10 protein-coding genes, 1 pseudogene and 1 riboswitch are annotated in these 15,341 nt (G+C 61.5%); of the genes and pseudogenes, 2 read left to right on the top strand and 9 right to left on the bottom strand.

Annotation, left to right across the window (positions count from 1 at the left end):
• Nucleotides 1-40: 40 nt before the first annotated feature.
• The 5 genes from malQ to PH256_RS10295 form a co-directional block, all read right to left on the bottom strand.
• On the bottom strand, nt 41-1,507 hold the full coding sequence (malQ, locus tag PH256_RS10315) for a 4-alpha-glucanotransferase (RefSeq protein ID WP_442866661.1): 1,467 nt from the start codon (nt 1,505-1,507) through the stop codon (nt 41-43).
• Between the two features lie 22 nt (nt 1,508-1,529).
• Nucleotides 1,530-2,366: a carbohydrate ABC transporter permease gene (locus PH256_RS10310; protein ID WP_087184484.1), complete on the bottom strand. Its 837-nt coding sequence runs from the start codon at nt 2,364-2,366 to the stop codon at nt 1,530-1,532.
• The gene (locus tag PH256_RS10305) at nt 2,366-3,208 is read right to left on the bottom strand and encodes a carbohydrate ABC transporter permease (protein WP_087184483.1); all 843 of its coding nucleotides are present in this window, start codon (nt 3,206-3,208) and stop codon (nt 2,366-2,368) included. Before PH256_RS10305 ends, PH256_RS10310 begins: the two co-directional genes overlap by 1 nt.
• Before the next feature lie 203 nt (nt 3,209-3,411).
• On the bottom strand, nt 3,412-4,773 hold the full coding sequence (locus tag PH256_RS10300; RefSeq protein WP_270914075.1) for an ABC transporter substrate-binding protein: 1,362 nt from the start codon (nt 4,771-4,773) through the stop codon (nt 3,412-3,414).
• A 73-nt stretch (nt 4,774-4,846) separates the two neighbouring features.
• The gene (locus PH256_RS10295; protein ID WP_270914073.1) at nt 4,847-5,851 is read right to left on the bottom strand and encodes a LacI family DNA-binding transcriptional regulator; all 1,005 of its coding nucleotides are present in this window, start codon (nt 5,849-5,851) and stop codon (nt 4,847-4,849) included.
• A gap of 305 nt (nt 5,852-6,156) precedes the next feature.
• Between PH256_RS10295 and PH256_RS10290 the strand changes: the two genes are divergently transcribed.
• Together PH256_RS10290 and PH256_RS10285 are read left to right on the top strand one after the other, a co-directional pair.
• Nucleotides 6,157-6,951: a hypothetical protein gene (locus PH256_RS10290; protein ID WP_270914071.1), complete on the top strand. Its 795-nt coding sequence runs from the start codon at nt 6,157-6,159 to the stop codon at nt 6,949-6,951.
• Between the two features lie 253 nt (nt 6,952-7,204).
• Nucleotides 7,205-8,164, top strand: a pseudogene (locus PH256_RS10285) (MFS transporter); the annotation flags it as partial.
• Nucleotides 8,165-8,411: 247 nt separating this feature from the next.
• Here PH256_RS10285 and PH256_RS10280 read toward each other — a convergent pair.
• From PH256_RS10280 to asnS, 4 genes are all read right to left on the bottom strand, one after another.
• A complete protein-coding gene (locus PH256_RS10280) occupies nt 8,412-10,031 on the bottom strand; it encodes an amidohydrolase (RefSeq protein ID WP_270914070.1) in 1,620 nt (539 codons plus the stop codon).
• A gap of 72 nt (nt 10,032-10,103) precedes the next feature.
• A complete protein-coding gene (locus tag PH256_RS10275) occupies nt 10,104-11,585 on the bottom strand; it encodes an alanine/glycine:cation symporter family protein (protein ID WP_270914068.1) in 1,482 nt (493 codons plus the stop codon).
• Nucleotides 11,586-11,719: 134 nt separating this feature from the next.
• A riboswitch (Lysine riboswitch) is annotated at nt 11,720-11,898 on the bottom strand.
• 99 nt (nt 11,899-11,997) lie between these two features.
• A complete protein-coding gene (locus PH256_RS10270; protein ID WP_270914067.1) occupies nt 11,998-13,593 on the bottom strand; it encodes a WD40/YVTN/BNR-like repeat-containing protein in 1,596 nt (531 codons plus the stop codon).
• A gap of 253 nt (nt 13,594-13,846) precedes the next feature.
• Nucleotides 13,847-15,232 carry an asparagine--tRNA ligase gene (asnS, locus tag PH256_RS10265; RefSeq protein WP_087184818.1) on the bottom strand — a complete coding sequence of 462 codons (1,386 nt, stop codon included), beginning with the start codon at nt 15,230-15,232 and terminating at the stop codon, nt 13,847-13,849.
• Nucleotides 15,233-15,341: the final 109 nt, after the last annotated feature.

The raw sequence follows: 15,341 nt of genomic DNA, 5'->3' as shown, positions 1-15,341 counted from the left end.
TCGGGAAGGCGTTTGGAAGGATATTGGATGTTTTTCCAGTTTACCGGCCATACAGCTCGGTGAGGGCCGCAATGCGCCCGGCCAGCTGCGGGGTGAGGGCGCTTTGCTCCACCCGCCACTGCCAGTTGCCCCAGGGGCGGCTGGGCACATTCATCCGCGCCTCGCCGCCCAGGCCCAGCCAGTCCTGCATGGGCACGATGGCGGTGTTGCTCACGCTGGCCAGCGCCGCCCGGATGAAGCTTTCCACCAGCGGCTCGTCCGCCGTGTGCAGATAGGCCCGGGCCCTTGCCACGTCCTCCGGATGGGCTTCGGTTTCCCAGGCGGCGGTGGTGGTATTGTCGTGGGTACCGGTGTAGACCACCGAGTTGTGCAGGTAGTTGTGGGGCAGATAATCCCCGGCCTCCCGCCGGTCGAAGGCGAACTGCAGCACCTTCATGCCCGGATAGCCGCTGCCCTCCAGCAGCTCCTTCACCTGGGGGGTCAGGTAGCCCAGGTCCTCAGCGATAATCCGCGCGCCGGGCATGGCGGCGTGGATGGCGCTGATGAAATCCATGCCGGGACCGGGCTGCCAGCTGCCGTTCTGAGCGGTGGTGTCCCTGGCCGGAATGGAATAATAGCTCTCGAAGCCCCGGAAGTGGTCGATGCGCACCACATCGTAGATGGTGAGCGCATGGCGCAGCCGCCGCAGCCACCAGGCGTATCCGGTGGCTTTGTGGCGGGGCCAGTCATACAGAGGATTGCCCCAGAACTGGCCGTCAGCGGCAAAGGCATCCGGCGGGCAGCCCGCCACCCGGGTGAGCCGCCGGTCTTCGTCGGTCTGGAACAGTTCCGGATCGGCCCAGATGTCCGAGGAGTCCGGCGAGACGTAGATGGGAATGTCGCCGATGACCTGCACGCCCTTTTGGTGGGCATAGGCCAGAAGTTCCGCCCACTGGCGGTAGAACAGATACTGGACCTTTTTCCAGTAGTCCACCCGGCCGGCCAGCCGCTGCCGGGCCTTTGCCAGCGCGTCGGGGCGGCGCAGCCGCACCTCGTCCGGCCAGTGGTACCAGCTCTGCTGGTCGTTCTCCTCCTTCAGCGCCATGAAGAGGGCGTAGTCCTCCAGCCAGGCGCTTTGCTCCTTCTGCCAGGCGGAAAAGCCGCTGTCACCGTCCGGCAGCCGGTCCGCCGCCTTTTGCAGCAGAGTGTGGCGGCTGGCATACAGTGCGCCGTAGTCCACCCGGGCCGGGTCTTCGCCCCAGTCCGCCTCGGCCTCCTCTTCGGTGAGCAGGCCCTGCCGGATCAGAATACCCGGGTCGATGAAATAGGGATTTGCCGCAAAGGCGGAAAAGCTCTGGTAGGGGCTGTCGCCGTAGCCGGTGGGCCCCACCGGCAGGATCTGCCAGTAGGTCTGGCCCGCGGCGGCAAGAAAATCCACAAACCGCCGGGCCTCTTCGCCCAGCGTACCGATGCCCCAGGGGCCCGGCAGGCTGGAAACCGGCAGCAGGATACCGCTTGCACGCTTCAACACGATCGCTCCTTTCGCTGTGTCAGCCCTTTACCGCACCGGCTGCCACACCCTTGATGATGTGCTTCTGGCAGGCCAGGTAGAACAGGATGATGGGCACGATGGCCAGCACCAGCATGGCCATCATGGCGCCCCAGTCCACCGAGCCGTAGCCGCCCTTCAGGTACTGAATGGCGATGGGAATGGTTTTGTACTTGCGCAGGTCCAGCACCAGACTGGGCAGCAGGTAGTCGTTCCAGATCCACATGGTCTCCAGAATGCCCACGCTCACCAGAGTGGGCTTGAGCATGGCCAGCACCACGCGGAAGAAGGTCTGCAGGGGGTTGCAGCCGTCGATCATGGCGGCCTCCTCCACCTCAATGGGCACACTGCGCATGAAGCCGGTGAACATGAACACCGCAAGGCCCGCGCCGAAGCCCAGATAGATCAGGATGATGCCGACCGGGTTGCCCAGCCGCATGGAGTCGCTGATCTTGGACAGAGGATACATGACCATCTGGAAGGGGACAACCATGGAGATGAGGCAGAGCATGTAGATGGCCTTGGTGTACCAGGTGTGGACCCGGCTGATGTACCAGGCGCACATGGAGGTGCACAGCAGGATCACCGCCACGCTGGCCACCGTGATGAACAGGCTGTAGCCAAAGGCGCTGAAGAAGCCGGTCTTGCGCAGGCCCTCCACGTAGTTTTCCAGCCCCACAAAGGTCTTTTCATCCGGCAGTGAGAAGGGCATCCGGTTGATGTAGGCCTTTTTCTTGAAGCTGTTCATGAAGATCATCAGGATGGGCGAGATGTACACAATGCTCACGATGGAAAAAACCAGGGTGTAGATCCATCCATGTTTCGGCTTGTCGTTCATTACTGCTGCACCTCCTTTGTGCGGGTCAGGCGGTTCTGGGCCAGCGCCAGGATCGCCACCAGAATGGTGAAGATCACGGCCTTGGCCTGGCCGACGCCCTCCCAGCCGTTGCGGCCGTAGAAGGTATTCACGATGTTCAGCGCCAGCATCTCGGTCATATCGGAGGGCTGGCCGTTGGTGAGCGCCAGGTTCTGGTCATACAGCTTGAAGCCGTTGGTCAGGGTCAGAAAGGTGCAGATGGTGATGGAGGGCATGCTCATGGGCAGGGTGATGCGCCACAGACACTGACGGGGATTGGCGCCGTCGATGCGGGCCGCCTCGTACAGATCGCCCGGAATGCTCTGCAGGCCGGCGATGTAGATGATCATCATGTAGCCCACCTGCTGCCAGCACATCAGGATGACCAGGCCCCAGAAGCCGTAGGATGCGCTGTAGGTGAGGGTACGGCCAAACAGGCCGAAAATGCCGTTCAAAATCAGCTGCCAGGTATAGCCCAGCACGATGCCGCCGATCAGGTTGGGCATGAAGAACACGCCCCGGAACAGGTTGGTGCCCTTGAAGGTCTTGGTGAGCAGCAGTGCCACCGCAAAGGCCAGCACGTTGATCAGGATCACCGTGACCACCGTGAACAGGGCGGTGAACCACAGCGAATGCAGGAAGGTGGGATCGGACCAGATGCGGCCGTAGTTTTTCAGTCCCACAAACCGGGCATCCGAAATGGTGGTGAATTCACAGAACGAAAGATACACGCCCTCGATGAAGGGGGCGATAAAACCAATGACAAAGGCCAGCAGGGTGGGCAGCGCGAAGATGGGGAAATATTTTTTGACCGCGCGTTCCATAAACAATTCCCTCCTTGTTGTAATGGGTGAAGATCGGATCGGGTCCGCCTGGGACCGTCATGCCCGCCGGTCCGCCCCCCGCAGGGGGGCAGTGCCGCGCCGGCCGGGGGCAGACCGGCAGGTATGCGCAACAAACCGGGAAAGGGGCGGGCAGAACCTGCCCGCCCCTTCGGTTTTACAAAGAATATTCAGTGAATGGATGCTCAGCCGTTGGCAGCTGCGTACTCGGTGGCCCAGCCGTCCACAAAGGCGGTCTGCACGCCGCTCCAGTCGCCGGTGCCCTGAGCGTACTCCAGCAGGGCAGCGCCCACGCCGTTCTTCCACTCTTCGGAAGGCATGGTGGTGAAGCACCAGTCCACGGTCTTGTGACCGGCGGCCACGTCCTCGTTGGCGGCCAGAACCAGCGGATTCTCGGGCAGGTATTCATCGGTGAAGCCGGTGAACGGGCAGACAAAGCCCATGTCCTTCATACCGGTCTTGCCGGTCTCGCTGGTGATGCACCATTCCACAAAGTCGATGGTGGCCTGGATGTCTTCCTCGCTGGCCTTGGCGTTGATGCACCAGTAGTTCTCGGAACCGGTGCACAGGCCCTGGTTCTCTTCGCCCTCAACGCCGATGTAGATGGGCATCATACCCATATCCTCGTCGGCCACTTCGTAGCCGGTCACCTGGCCGTAGCCCCAGGTGCCGTTCTGGTAGAACACCGCTTCGCCCATGGCGAACTCGGCAGCCGCGTCGTCACCGGTCTTGGAGCCGATCATGGCAGGCTCGCAGGTGGCATTGTTGATGTACAGATCCCATACGTTCTTGTAGTTGTCCAGGTAGGTGCCCTTGATGGCGTCGGTGGAGGTGATGCCGTCGGCCTGGTACTCGTAGTAAACGGGCAGGTTGGCCAGATGGGTCTTGAAGCGCCAGTCGGAGGAGGAGTCCATGCCGGCGCTGGTGAAGGCGGCAAAGCCCAGATCGTCCTTATGGGCGGTGATATCCTCGGCCACAGCCTTCAGGGTATCGAAGTTATTGATCTCGGCAGCGTCCTCGATCACCGCGTAATCCTTGGCGATGTACTCGTTCAGCAAAGCCTTGTTGTAGATCAGGCCGTAGGTCTCGATTACGTAGGCCACGCCGGCGACCTTGTCGCCATCCTTCAGAGCGAAGGAATCGCTGGTCAGCTGCTTGTACAGCTCGGTGTCGGACAGGTCATAGCAGTAGTCCTTCCAGGCGGCCAGGCCAACGGGGCCGTTCACCTGGAACAGGGTGGGGGCGTCGGTCTTGGCCATATCGGCCTTCAGGGTGGACTCATAGGTACCGGAGGCGGCAGTGACCACGTCCACGGGAACGCCGGTCTCCTCGGTGTACTTGGCGGCCAGCTCCACCCACTGGTCTGCCTGCTCGGGCTTGAAGTTCAGGTAGTAAACCCGGCCGCCGGAGGCGTCACCGGTGGTGGAGGCTGCGCCGGTGGAGGTGCTGCCGCTGGTTTGAGATGTACTGGTCGTTCCGGAGCCGCCGCAGGCCACGAAGCTCAGCGCCATGGCTGCTGCAAGCACAAGTGCAAGTGCCTTTTTCATAGTGTGTTTCTCCTTTTTTGATGCTTGATGGTTGACGATTGAAGGGCGGGCTGCTCCCGCCCGGGATACAAATTCATCTGCGCTCGGCCACCGATTCGCCGAACACCAGCTCCGCTTCCAGCATCAGGGTGCGGGCGGGCTGGTTTTTCTCGATGCAGCCCAGCAGCAGCTCCACGCTGGCCTGAGCGATGCGCTCGGAGGGCTGGCGCATGGTGCACAGCCGCGGGGTGTAAAAGTTTGCCAGCTCCACACCGTCGTAGCCGATCACCGACACGTCCTCCGGTACCCGCAGTCCGTGGTCGTTCAGCGCCCGGATGGCGCCGATGGCGGTGGTGTCGCTCATGGCAAACACCGCCTGGGGCCGCTGGCCCTCCTTCAGCCAGGCGTCCATGGCCTGGTAGGCAGCCTCAAAGCTGAAGCTGGTCCGCAGATAGCGGCGGGGCGCCAGCTCCATGCCGTGGGCGGTGAAGCTGTCGTTGCAGCCCTGCAGCCGCTTGTAGCTGGGGTTGCTGTAGGCGGGGTCCGCGCCCAGGATCAGAATGTCCTTATGGCCGTTGACCAGCAGATGGTCGATGGCCGCCGCGCCGCCCTTGCGGTCATCCACACCCACCATGGAAAGGTTGGGGAAGACCAGTTCCTCGCTGACCACCGTGGCCAGCACACAGGGCAGGTGGATATCCGCAAAGCCTTTGCGGAAGTGCTCGGCGCTGCCGCCCAGGAAAATAATGCCTCTGGGCTTCAGCTCCCGGCTCAACTGCCGGGCCAGCACCACCTCATCGCCATCCTCGTCCAGATACTGGACCACGCCGTCGTACCCGGCCCGGCTCACCAGCTGCTGCAGCTGGACCAGCATTCCCGCGAAGAACATGTTGGCGGTGCTTTTGACCACAAACACAATGCTTTTTGCCTCGGTCTGCTTGAGCTTGCGGGCGTTGGCGTTGGGCACAAAACCCCGAGCCTCCACCACCTGGCGGATGCGGGCCTTTGCTTCCTCGCTCACATCCGGGTGATTGTTCAGCGCGCGGGAAACTGTGCTGATGGCATAACCGCTTTCCCGGGCAATGTCCTTGATGGTCATGCGCACCGCTCTCCCTTCCGCAAGTATTCGAAACGTTGCCGGAAACGTTTCCTACGCTTATATTATATGCTCGATTTTTTGCACTTTCAACCGCTTTTCGTTATTTTCATCGATATATGCATCAGTTTGTGAAAAGTTTTGTGCGCTTTGCCTGTATTTCACCGCAAATTCCCGGAAACGATTCCGTACACCGCATACCGGCAAGCACGCCCCCGTTTGTAATCCGGCGGAAAATATGATACAAATAAAGGCAGAAGAACCAGGGCGCGGCGCGCCCGCATAACAAAAAGGAGCGATGATTCAACATGGGTCTTTTCCACCCCAACTACAACGCCCCCGGCCCCGGTGTTCGCAAGGACGAGCCCCGCAAAAAGGGCGCAGCCCGCTTTTTCGAGATTCTCGGCCGCGACATGGGCGATTTGTTCCGGGCCAATGTGCTGTGTGCGATCTGCTTTGTGCCCGCTCTTGCGCTGATCTTCCTGGGCATTCTGGGGCGTGCAGTGCTGCTGTCTGCCGTGGGCGGTCTCCTGGGCGGCTTCCTGCTGGGCCCCTGCTACGCCGGCCTGCACGACACCATTCTGCGCGCCTTGCGGGATGAGCCGGGCTACTGGTGGCACACCTACAAAAAGGCCTTCCGCCGCAACTGGCACCAGAGCCTGATTCCCGGCGCGCTGCTGGGCTTTTTGCTGGCCAGCCAGCTGTTCATGGGCTACTTCCTGTTTACCGGCGGCCAGCCCGACGTGGCCAGTGCTGCGCTGATCTGCCTGAACGTGCTGCTCACCGCCATGATCTTCCCCTTCCTGTTCAGTCAGATGGTGCTGATGGAGCTGCCGCTGCCCCTGCTGATCAAAAACAGCCTGCTTCTGGCTCTTTCCTTTGCCCCTCGCTGCATCGGCGCGGCGCTGATCCAGATTCTGTACTGGCTGGCTGTGATCGCCTTTTTGCCCTACAGCGCCCTGTGGGTACTGCTGTTCGGCTTCGCCTTTGTGGAGCTGATCGTGCTGATGATCCTCTACCCGGTAATGGACAAATGTTTCGGTCTGGAGGAGCGGTTCCGCCAGCAGCAGGCGGAACGCGATGCCAAAAACCGCGAGGAATAACCGCTTATCTCAAACTCCCCCGATCGGGAAGGATCGGGGGAGTTTTCTTTAGCGGAGAAAATCCTTGCAAACAATTTTCCGCTGTGATACAATAAAGCAAATTTACGGGCCAATCTGCCCCGCATCAGGAGAATCTGCATATGAACCGTCCCATCTAAAAATTCCTCACAGGCGTAACAGCCGCTTTGCGCAACTGCGCGAGGCGGTGTTTGCTGTGCGGTATTTTCAGACAAAGGACGGTTTTTTTGCTGCAATGGAAAACAAACGGAACATCCGGCTGATGTACGCCATTGCCCTTTTGCAGGGCATGGTGTTCTACGGGCCGATCGCAACCCTGTACCGCCAGGCGGCGGGGGTGAGCGTTTTTCAGATCACCCTGATCGAGAGCATCTCGCTGGCGCTGGCCCTGGCGCTGGAGGTGCCCTGGGGCATTCTGGCCGACCGGATCGGCTATCGCTGCTCCATGATTTTATGCTGCGGGCTGTATTTTCTTTCCAAAATCGTGTTCTGGCAGGCCAGCGGCTTCGGCGGTTTTCTGGCCGAGCGGCTGATGCTCAGCGTGGTATGCGCCGGACTTTCCGGTCTGGACGTGAGTATTCTGTATCTTTCCTGCCCGGATGAGGAAAGCCACCGGGTCTTCAGTATCTACAACAATCTGGGCATGGCCGGACTGCTGGCGGCCAGTGCCGTATATGCGGTGTTTGTGGGTGAAAATTACCGGCTGGCGGGCCTGCTCACCGTGTTCAGCTACGGGGCCGCTGCGGTGCTGGCGCTTTTCCTGCGGGAGGTACATCCCAGCCAGGCGAGAACAGCCAGCCACCAGCTGGCGGATTTCGCCGCGCTGCTGGGGCAGCTGGCCCGCAGTCCCCGGCTGCTGCTTTTAGTGCTGGCGGCGGCATTTTTGAACGAGGCACACCAGACCATCACCACCTTTTTGAATCAGGTGCAATACACCCGGGCCGGGCTTTCGGCCAGCGCCATCGCCGCCGTCTATGTGGTCATGACGCTGCTGGGGCTGTGCGGCGGGTTTTCCGCCCGGCTTACCGGCTGGCTGGGGGAGCGGCGCACCGGTGCGCTGCTGCTGGGCCTGGCGGCGGCTGCCTGCCTGGCGCTGGCGCTGACGCAGGGCCCGCTGGTTTCAGTGGCGGCAATCCTACTGCTGCGGGTCTGCCACAGCCTGTTCACCCCCTTGCAGACCACGCTGCAGAACCGGCAGGTGACCACCGGCGACCGGGCCACCGCGCTGAGCCTGAACGCCCTTCTCATGGACCTGGTGCCAGTTCACCAACCTGGTGTTCGGCCGGGCGGCGGACGTATTTCTGCCGCTGGCCATGGGCTTCGGCTTCGTGCTCTGCTTCGCCGGGCTGGTACTGTATCTGGCGCAGGACCGGCTGACGAATTCCCGATAAACAAGAAAAAAGGACCTGTTCTCAATGAGAACAGGTCCTTTTTGTATGCTTTTATGCCTGATGCACACACTTGCCGCCCACATAGACGGCCTTCACCGGAATGTTCTGGATGGCGGTGGGATCGACGGCGAAGGGGTCCTGCCCCAGTACCACAAAGTCCGCCAGATATCCCGGAGCGATGCGGCCCTTTTCGTTCTCCTCAAAGGAGGCGTGGGCCGCGTGGATGGTGTAGCTGTCGATGGCCTGCTGCACCGTAAAGGCCTCTTCCGGGCGGTAGGGGCCCGCATCGCCCTTCAGCGTGCTGCGGGTCACGGCGCACTGGATGCAGGCCAGTGCCCGGGGCAGCTCCACCGGGCAGTCGGTGCCGCTGGACACCCAGACCCCCGCGTCCATCAGGGTGCGGAAGGCGTAGCTGGTGGAGGCCAGCTCCTCGCCCACCCGGTCGGTGACCATATGGATGTCGTAGTCCAGGAAGATGGGCTGGGCATACACTTGCAGGCCCATCTCCTCGATCTTTTTCAGCTGGTCGGGGCGGGTGATCTGGCAGTGCACCACACCGTGGCGATGGTCCGCCCGGGGATGCTCCGCCAGCGCCTTCTCGTAGGATTCCAGCACCCGGTCCAGAATGCCGTCGCCGATGGTGTGCACCGCCACCTGCATGCCGTGTTCGTTGGCACAGCCGATCAGGTCGTCGAACTGCTGCTGCGTATAGATGGCGATGCCCCGGTAGCCGGGCTTGTCGGCATAATCCCGGCTCAGGTAGGCGCTGCGGGCGCCCAGAGAGCCGTCGCCCAGAATCTTCAGCGGGCCCACCTTGACCCATTCGTCGCCCCAGCCGGTGTTATAGCCCTCGGCAATGAACTCCTCCAGCGCCTTCACACTGGTGAGCTGGGCCTGCTGGTACATACGCACGGTCATCTTGCCCTCGGCCTCCAGCTGGGCGTAGGCCTCCATCACCTCCCGCCAGTCCACGGTGGCAAAGGCGTCGAAGTCGTCGGTCTGGCAGGAGGTCACGCCATAGGCGTTCAAGTGCTTCTGAGCGTCCAGCAGCATGGTCTTCAAATCCTCCACGCTGGGCTTGGGCAGCTTGGAATACACCAGCTCCATGCCGTTTTCCCGGAACACGCCGTTGGGCTGACCGTCCGGTCCGATTTCAAAGCAGCCGCCTTCCGGCTGCGGGGTTGCGGCGGTAACACCGATCATCTCCAAGGCCTTGGTGTTCACCACACAGGTGTGGCCACAGGTGCGTACAATGCACACCGGATGCTCCCGGCTCACCTGGTCCAGATCCTGCCGGGTGGGGAAGCGCTGTTCATCGGTGAAATAGTCGTGATTCCAGCCGCGGCCCCGCACCCACTGACCGGGGGCGAAGTTCTTCTCCTTCAAAAAGGCGCGCATGGTGTCCAGCACCTCTGCCAGCGATCCGGTGTGGCTGGACAGGTCCGCCACCTGCAGTGCATAACCGTAGTTGAGCAGATGCATGTGGGAATCGTTGAAGCCCGCGCAGACAAAGGCCCCTTCCAGATCCACCACCTGGGCCTCCGGCCCGGCTGCCAGCCGGGCCTGCTCCGCGCCGCCCGCAAAGACAAAGCGGCCGTCCTCCACCACAAAGGCCTCGGTCAGGGGCAGCTGGCCGGTGTAGACCCGCCCGTTTTCATAAAGAGTACGCATAAAAAGTTCCTCCATTGGTCAAAAGCCGGGGCCTCTTCAAAAAGGCCCCGGCCTGCATTGTTCTGCGTTGAATTATTTCTGAGCCGCCTTCTCTTTTTCCAAAGCTGCCTTTACTTCGGGCTTATCTTCATAGAAGATGGCCATATTCGGGTCCACCTGGCCGATGTGCATGTAGCGTGCCTTGTAGTCCTTGAGCAGCTTGAGGTACTGGCCGGACAGAATCAGGATCACCGCCACGTTCACAAAGGTGGGAATGCCGCTGGTGATGTCCACCAGGGTCCAGATGCTCAGATCGCCCACATAGATCAGGTACAAAGTCAGCAGGAAGGGAGGCACTGCGTAGAAGTACTTGAACATGAGCAGCAGGTACTTCTTGACCTGGGGATGGTTCTTGGCCAGATGGCGCAGTACCACTTCGTAGTAGGCATACCAGCCACCGGAGGTGGTGATCGAGAATACCACCATGATGAGGGTCAGGATCACGGTGCCGAACATGCCGAAGTTGTGGGTGAACACATTCAGCGCCAGGGTGGCGTTGGTGGCGCCGCTGGTCCACTCGCCGGAAACCAGCACGGTGATGGCGGTGATGGTGCAGACCACGAAGGTGTCCACAAACACCTCAAAGGAGCCCCACAGCCCCTGCTCCACCGGGTGGCGGGTCTGGCTGGAGGCGTGGATCATGGGACTGCTGCCCCAGCCAGCCTCGTTGGAGTATACGCTGCGGGCCATGCCGGTGGAGATCACCTTGGACACGCTGGCGCCCGCAAAGCCGCCCAGCGCGGCGGAACCGGTGAAGGCCTCGCCAAAAATGGCGCCCAGGGTGGGCAGCAGATTGTCCAGATGCATGAGGATAATAATGATGCCCAGAATCAGGTAGGACAGGCTCATAATGGGCACCAGCTTGGTGAGAATCTGACCCAGCTTTTTCACGCCGCCCCAGATCATAAAGTACAGAAGCAGCACAATGATCAGCGCCGCGATGGCCTGGGGAACGCCCAGAGACTGAGCCACCACCTCAGAGGTGGTGAAGGTGGAGGCGCTGATGAAGAAGGTGGAGAAGATGCCGATGCCGAACACAAAGGCCAGCGGCAGCCACAGCTTGCCCCAGTGGCGCTCCTCGCCAAGGCCCCGCTCCATATAGTAGGTGGGGCCGCCGTAGGGCACGCCGTTTTCATCGGTGCGGCGGTAGTACACCGCCAGGGTCACCTCCACCTGCTTGATGAGCATGCCCAGGAAGGCGGTGAGCCACATCCAGAACACAGCGCCGGGGCCGCCGGTGGTCACGGCGGTGGCCACGCCCGCAATGTTGCCGAAGCCCACCGAGCCGCCCACAGCGGTGGCAATGGCTTCGTAGGGAGTGAGCAGGCCCTTTTCATCGGCGCTCTCGTCGGTGCGGTGGAACAGCCGGCCCAGGGTACGGCTGAAGATGTAGCCCAGGTGACGTACCTGGAAGAACTTGGTGCGCAGGGTGAAGTACACACCGGTAACGATCATCAGGATGATCAGCGGCGGGCCCCAGATGATGTTGTTCAGGGCATTCAGAAAGTTCGACATGATGTTGTGATTCCTCCTTTGTATTCCATCGGATACCATCACAACCACCCGTCACGCCCCGACCATGCCGCAAAAAAAGAGGGGCCGCGACGCCGGAATTTGCATCGCCACCCCCCTGTGAAAGAACGGAACAAAACCCCAATAGCGCCACCACTTTGTTCAAGTGAGAGTGCGCCGCCTGCTGGACGGCACCCCAACAGACACCCCGCTGCCGCCTGGGAATCTGTTTCGGCAAACCGCCTCTTCCTGCAAAGATCTTTGGCCGGCAGGCCTCCCTTTGCAGTACCATACGGTTTGCGCCTCTATTGTGTGGTATTCAATTTACTTTCCTATAATAAAACGGTAATGCGCGCTTGTCAACGGCTTTTTTCTTATTTTTATACGTCTTTTGTGCATTTTCAGCCATTTTTGCTCAACAGGAGGCCGGGTCCGGCTGTTTTGCCTGATAGGTCCAGGGTCCATCCACCGCCTGAGCAGCGAAAACGGCGCACCAGTCGTATCCGTTCACGCCGGTGGGTTCCTGGGTCAGGCAGAGCTGCCAGCTGCCGTCCTCCTGCTGCCGCAGCCAGGACACCCGGTACAAGAACCCCACACCGTCCAGCTGTGCATCCTCCCAGGGCAGCTCCAGCGTCTGCCAGCTTTCGCCCCGGTCCGGGCTGTAATAAAGGTCCGGCCAGTTGTTTTCGCTGGAGGTCTCCACCGAGATCACCAGCGCGCCTTCGGCACCGGCCGCCACGCCGCAGATGGGGTAGTGACCATCCACCTCGGCGGGCAGTGCAAGCGCTTCAAAGCCCTCGCCGCCGGGGGAGCAGCGAAACAGCTCGGTCTTTCCGCCGGTGCCCATGCTCCAGTCGCAGCCCGCCGCCGCATATAGGGTGCCGTCCGGCGCCCCACAGAGCATCCGCCGGTCCGGCGTGTGGGGATAGCTGCCCATGGCCTGTTCCCGCCAGGTGGTGCCGCCGTCCGGGCTGTAGACGATCACCGGCAGTTCGCCGCCCAGCACAAAGCCCACCGGGCCGTCCTCCTGCGGGGAGATATACCAGCTGCTGCGGGTCACGGCGGTGCAGGCTTCGATGCATTCCGCCAGCAGTCCCTCGAACCGGCTGGGCAGGGCGTTCCAGTTTTCGCCCCAGTCCCGGGTGTAGAACAGATGCCCCTCATTTGTGACCCGGATATCGGTCTGTTCATACAGCTGCGGATTGCCCAGCCAGCGTGCTTCGTCCGCCGGCGCAAAGCAGAAGCGTGCGGTGCGGGTACCTGCCCGATCCTCATCCTCCGCCTGGCGCACGGTGAGCATCCAGGTGGGGGAGCCATCCGCCTTGCCGTATTGTCCCGCCTGGTACATGGCCAGATCAAAGCCCTCCGGGGCCGCTGACATGTCCACCACAGTCTGACCGCCCTCCGGGCGGGAAAAGGCGGTGAATTCCACCAGAAGGGGAGTGCCCAGCGCCATCTGCAGATCGTCTTGAGGCAGGGCGCGCAGCCGCTCAGCCACAAGCTCCAGCCGCAGGTTGGGATTTTCCGAGGTGTCCGCGCTGGTTCCGGCATCGCTATCCATCAGAGTCCCCACGTTATTCACATCCTGGTACAGACGGCCGGTGACCGCGTTCCATTCCATCCGGTACCCCTGGAGGAATTGTCCATCCCGGTAGGCATACAAATCCGCCTCCATGGAAAGGGGCAGGCCGTCTGTGCCCAGAGTCAGGGACAGGGAATGCAGATTCCAGCTCAGGTTTTCGGCATCCTCCAGACCCTGGCGCAGCCATTCCTCCAGCGCATCGGTGAAGGGACCGAAACCCTGCTGCATCAGATCGTAGGCCTCCAGCTCCACCCAGCGGGGCTCCGGCGTGGGGGCAGGCTGGGACTCCTGCTGTGCCGGGGCGGAAAGCATCTGTTCAATCCGCCACAGGATTTCGCTGACCTGACCGGCAGTCCGCTCCAGCAGGGTGCAGCCGGTGAGGCTGACCGCCAGCAGCAGGCAGAGCGCCGCTGTCATCCATCGCTTCATTCCGTTCATCCCCCCTGTTTGCACATCCATTCGCCTTTATGATACCGCGGGCAGACCGCCCCGGCAAGCCCGGACGATCTGGCGGAACAAAAAAGCCGGATGCACGCAGCAAAAGCGTGCATCCGGCTTGATTGGGTTTTGTTTATTGTTTGGGAAACCGGTCGAGTCGTCAAATGGGTGCTGGCGTACCTCGCTGAGAAAAATCCGGTGCGTACCCGTTTGCGTACCGCTTCCCGTTACCGGTCGAGTCCGCTCAAAAACCGCCGGCGGTGCGGGGGAAGGGCAGAACGTCGCGGATGTTGGGGATGCCGGTCAAGTACATGATCAGGCGCTCGAAGCCTAGACCGTAACCGGCATGCTTGGCGCTGCCGAAGCGGCGCAGATCCATGTACCAGGTGTAGTCGGTGCAATCCATGCCCAGCTCTTCCATGCGGGCCTTCAGCAGCTCGTAGCGCTCCTCACGCTGGCTGCCGCCGATCAGCTCACCCACGCCGGGCACCAGCATATCGGCCGCGGCAACGGTCTTGCCGTCCTCGTTCTGGCGCATGTAGAAGCTCTTGATCTCCTTGGGATAATCGGTCACGAACACCGGCTTTTTGAAGATCTGCTCGGTGAGGTAACGCTCGTGCTCGGTCTGCAGGTCCACGCCCCATTCCACCTTGTACTGGAACTGGTCGTTGTGCTCCTTCAGCAGCTCCACCGCGTCGGTGTAGCTGACCCGGGCAAACTCGGCGTTCACCAGAGCGTTCAGGCGCTCCAGCAGGCCCTTGTCGAAGAACTGGTTGAAGAAGGCCATCTCATCGGGGCAGTGCTCCAGCACATAGCCGATCACGTACTTCACCATGGCCTCGGCGTTGTCCATGTAATCGGTCAGGTCCGCAAAGGCCATCTCGGGCTCGATCATCCAGAACTCGGCGGCGTGGCGGGGGGTGTTGGAATTCTCGGCGCGGAAGGTGGGGCCAAAGGTATAAATCTTACCGAAGGCCAGCGCCATAGCCTCGCCCTCCAGCTGACCGGACACGGTCAGGTTGGTGCTGCGGCCGAAGAAATCCTGGCTGAAATCCACCTTGCCGTCCTCGGTGCGGGGCAGGTTGTTCAGGTCCAGGGTGGTCACACGGAACATCTCGCCGGCGCCCTCACAGTCAGAACCGGTGATCAGCGGAGTATGCACATACACAAAGCCGTTCTCCTGGAAGAACTTGTGGATGGCATAGGCCGCGGTGCTGCGCACACGGAAGGCCGCCGCGAAGGTGTTGGTGCGGGGACGCAGATGGGGCATGGTGCGCAGGAACTCCACGCTGTGGCGTTTCTTCTGCAGGGGATAATCGGAGGGGCATACGTCCAGCAGCTCCACGCTGTCGGCGTTGATCTCCAGGGGCTGCTTGGCGCCGGGGGTCAGCACCACACGACCCACAACCTGCATGCTGGTACCCACGCCGGCCTTGGCCACGTCCTTGTAGTTCTCCAGCTTGCCGGCCTCGAACACGATCTGCAGGTTCTTGAAGCAGGTACCGTCGCTCAGCTCGATGAAGCCGATGTTCTTGGAATCCCGCACGGTCTTGGCCCAGCCGCACACGGTCACGGTGGTGCCGTCCGCCGGGGGAGCGCTGAACAGTGCCTTGATGTCGATGCGTTTCATGTTTTCTCTCCTTTAACAATGAAAAATCCGGCAGCGATCCCGTCCTTTTCTTAGGACGAATCGCTGCCGGATCCGCGGTGCCACCTAACTTGCCGCCTGATCGCGGCCA

It is taken from the genome of Allofournierella sp. CML151 (assembly GCF_027853465.1).
Classification (GTDB): domain Bacteria; phylum Bacillota; class Clostridia; order Oscillospirales; family Ruminococcaceae; genus Allofournierella.
The sequence above is the reverse complement of the archived record's forward strand: the minus strand, read 5'-3'. Positions and strand labels throughout refer to the sequence as shown.

Bases quoted from the DNA above. Each gene is read 5' to 3' on its own strand.
- PH256_RS10310 (WP_087184484.1), bottom strand. From the start codon at position 2,366: ATGAACGACAAGCCGAAACATGGATGGATCTACACCCTGGTTTTTTCC.
- PH256_RS10305 (WP_087184483.1), bottom strand. From the start codon at position 3,208: ATGGAACGCGCGGTCAAAAAATATTTCCCCATCTTCGCGCTGCCCACC.
- PH256_RS10300 (WP_270914075.1), bottom strand. From the start codon at position 4,773: ATGAAAAAGGCACTTGCACTTGTGCTTGCAGCAGCCATGGCGCTGAGC.
- PH256_RS10295 (WP_270914073.1), bottom strand. From the start codon at position 5,851: ATGACCATCAAGGACATTGCCCGGGAAAGCGGTTATGCCATCAGCACA.
- PH256_RS10290 (WP_270914071.1), top strand. From the start codon at position 6,157: ATGGGTCTTTTCCACCCCAACTACAACGCCCCCGGCCCCGGTGTTCGC.
- PH256_RS10280 (WP_270914070.1), bottom strand. From the start codon at position 10,031: ATGCGTACTCTTTATGAAAACGGGCGGGTCTACACCGGCCAGCTGCCC.
- PH256_RS10275 (WP_270914068.1), bottom strand. From the start codon at position 11,585: ATGTCGAACTTTCTGAATGCCCTGAACAACATCATCTGGGGCCCGCCG.
- PH256_RS10270 (WP_270914067.1), bottom strand. From the start codon at position 13,593: ATGAAGCGATGGATGACAGCGGCGCTCTGCCTGCTGCTGGCGGTCAGC.
- asnS (WP_087184818.1), bottom strand. From the start codon at position 15,232: ATGAAACGCATCGACATCAAGGCACTGTTCAGCGCTCCCCCGGCGGAC.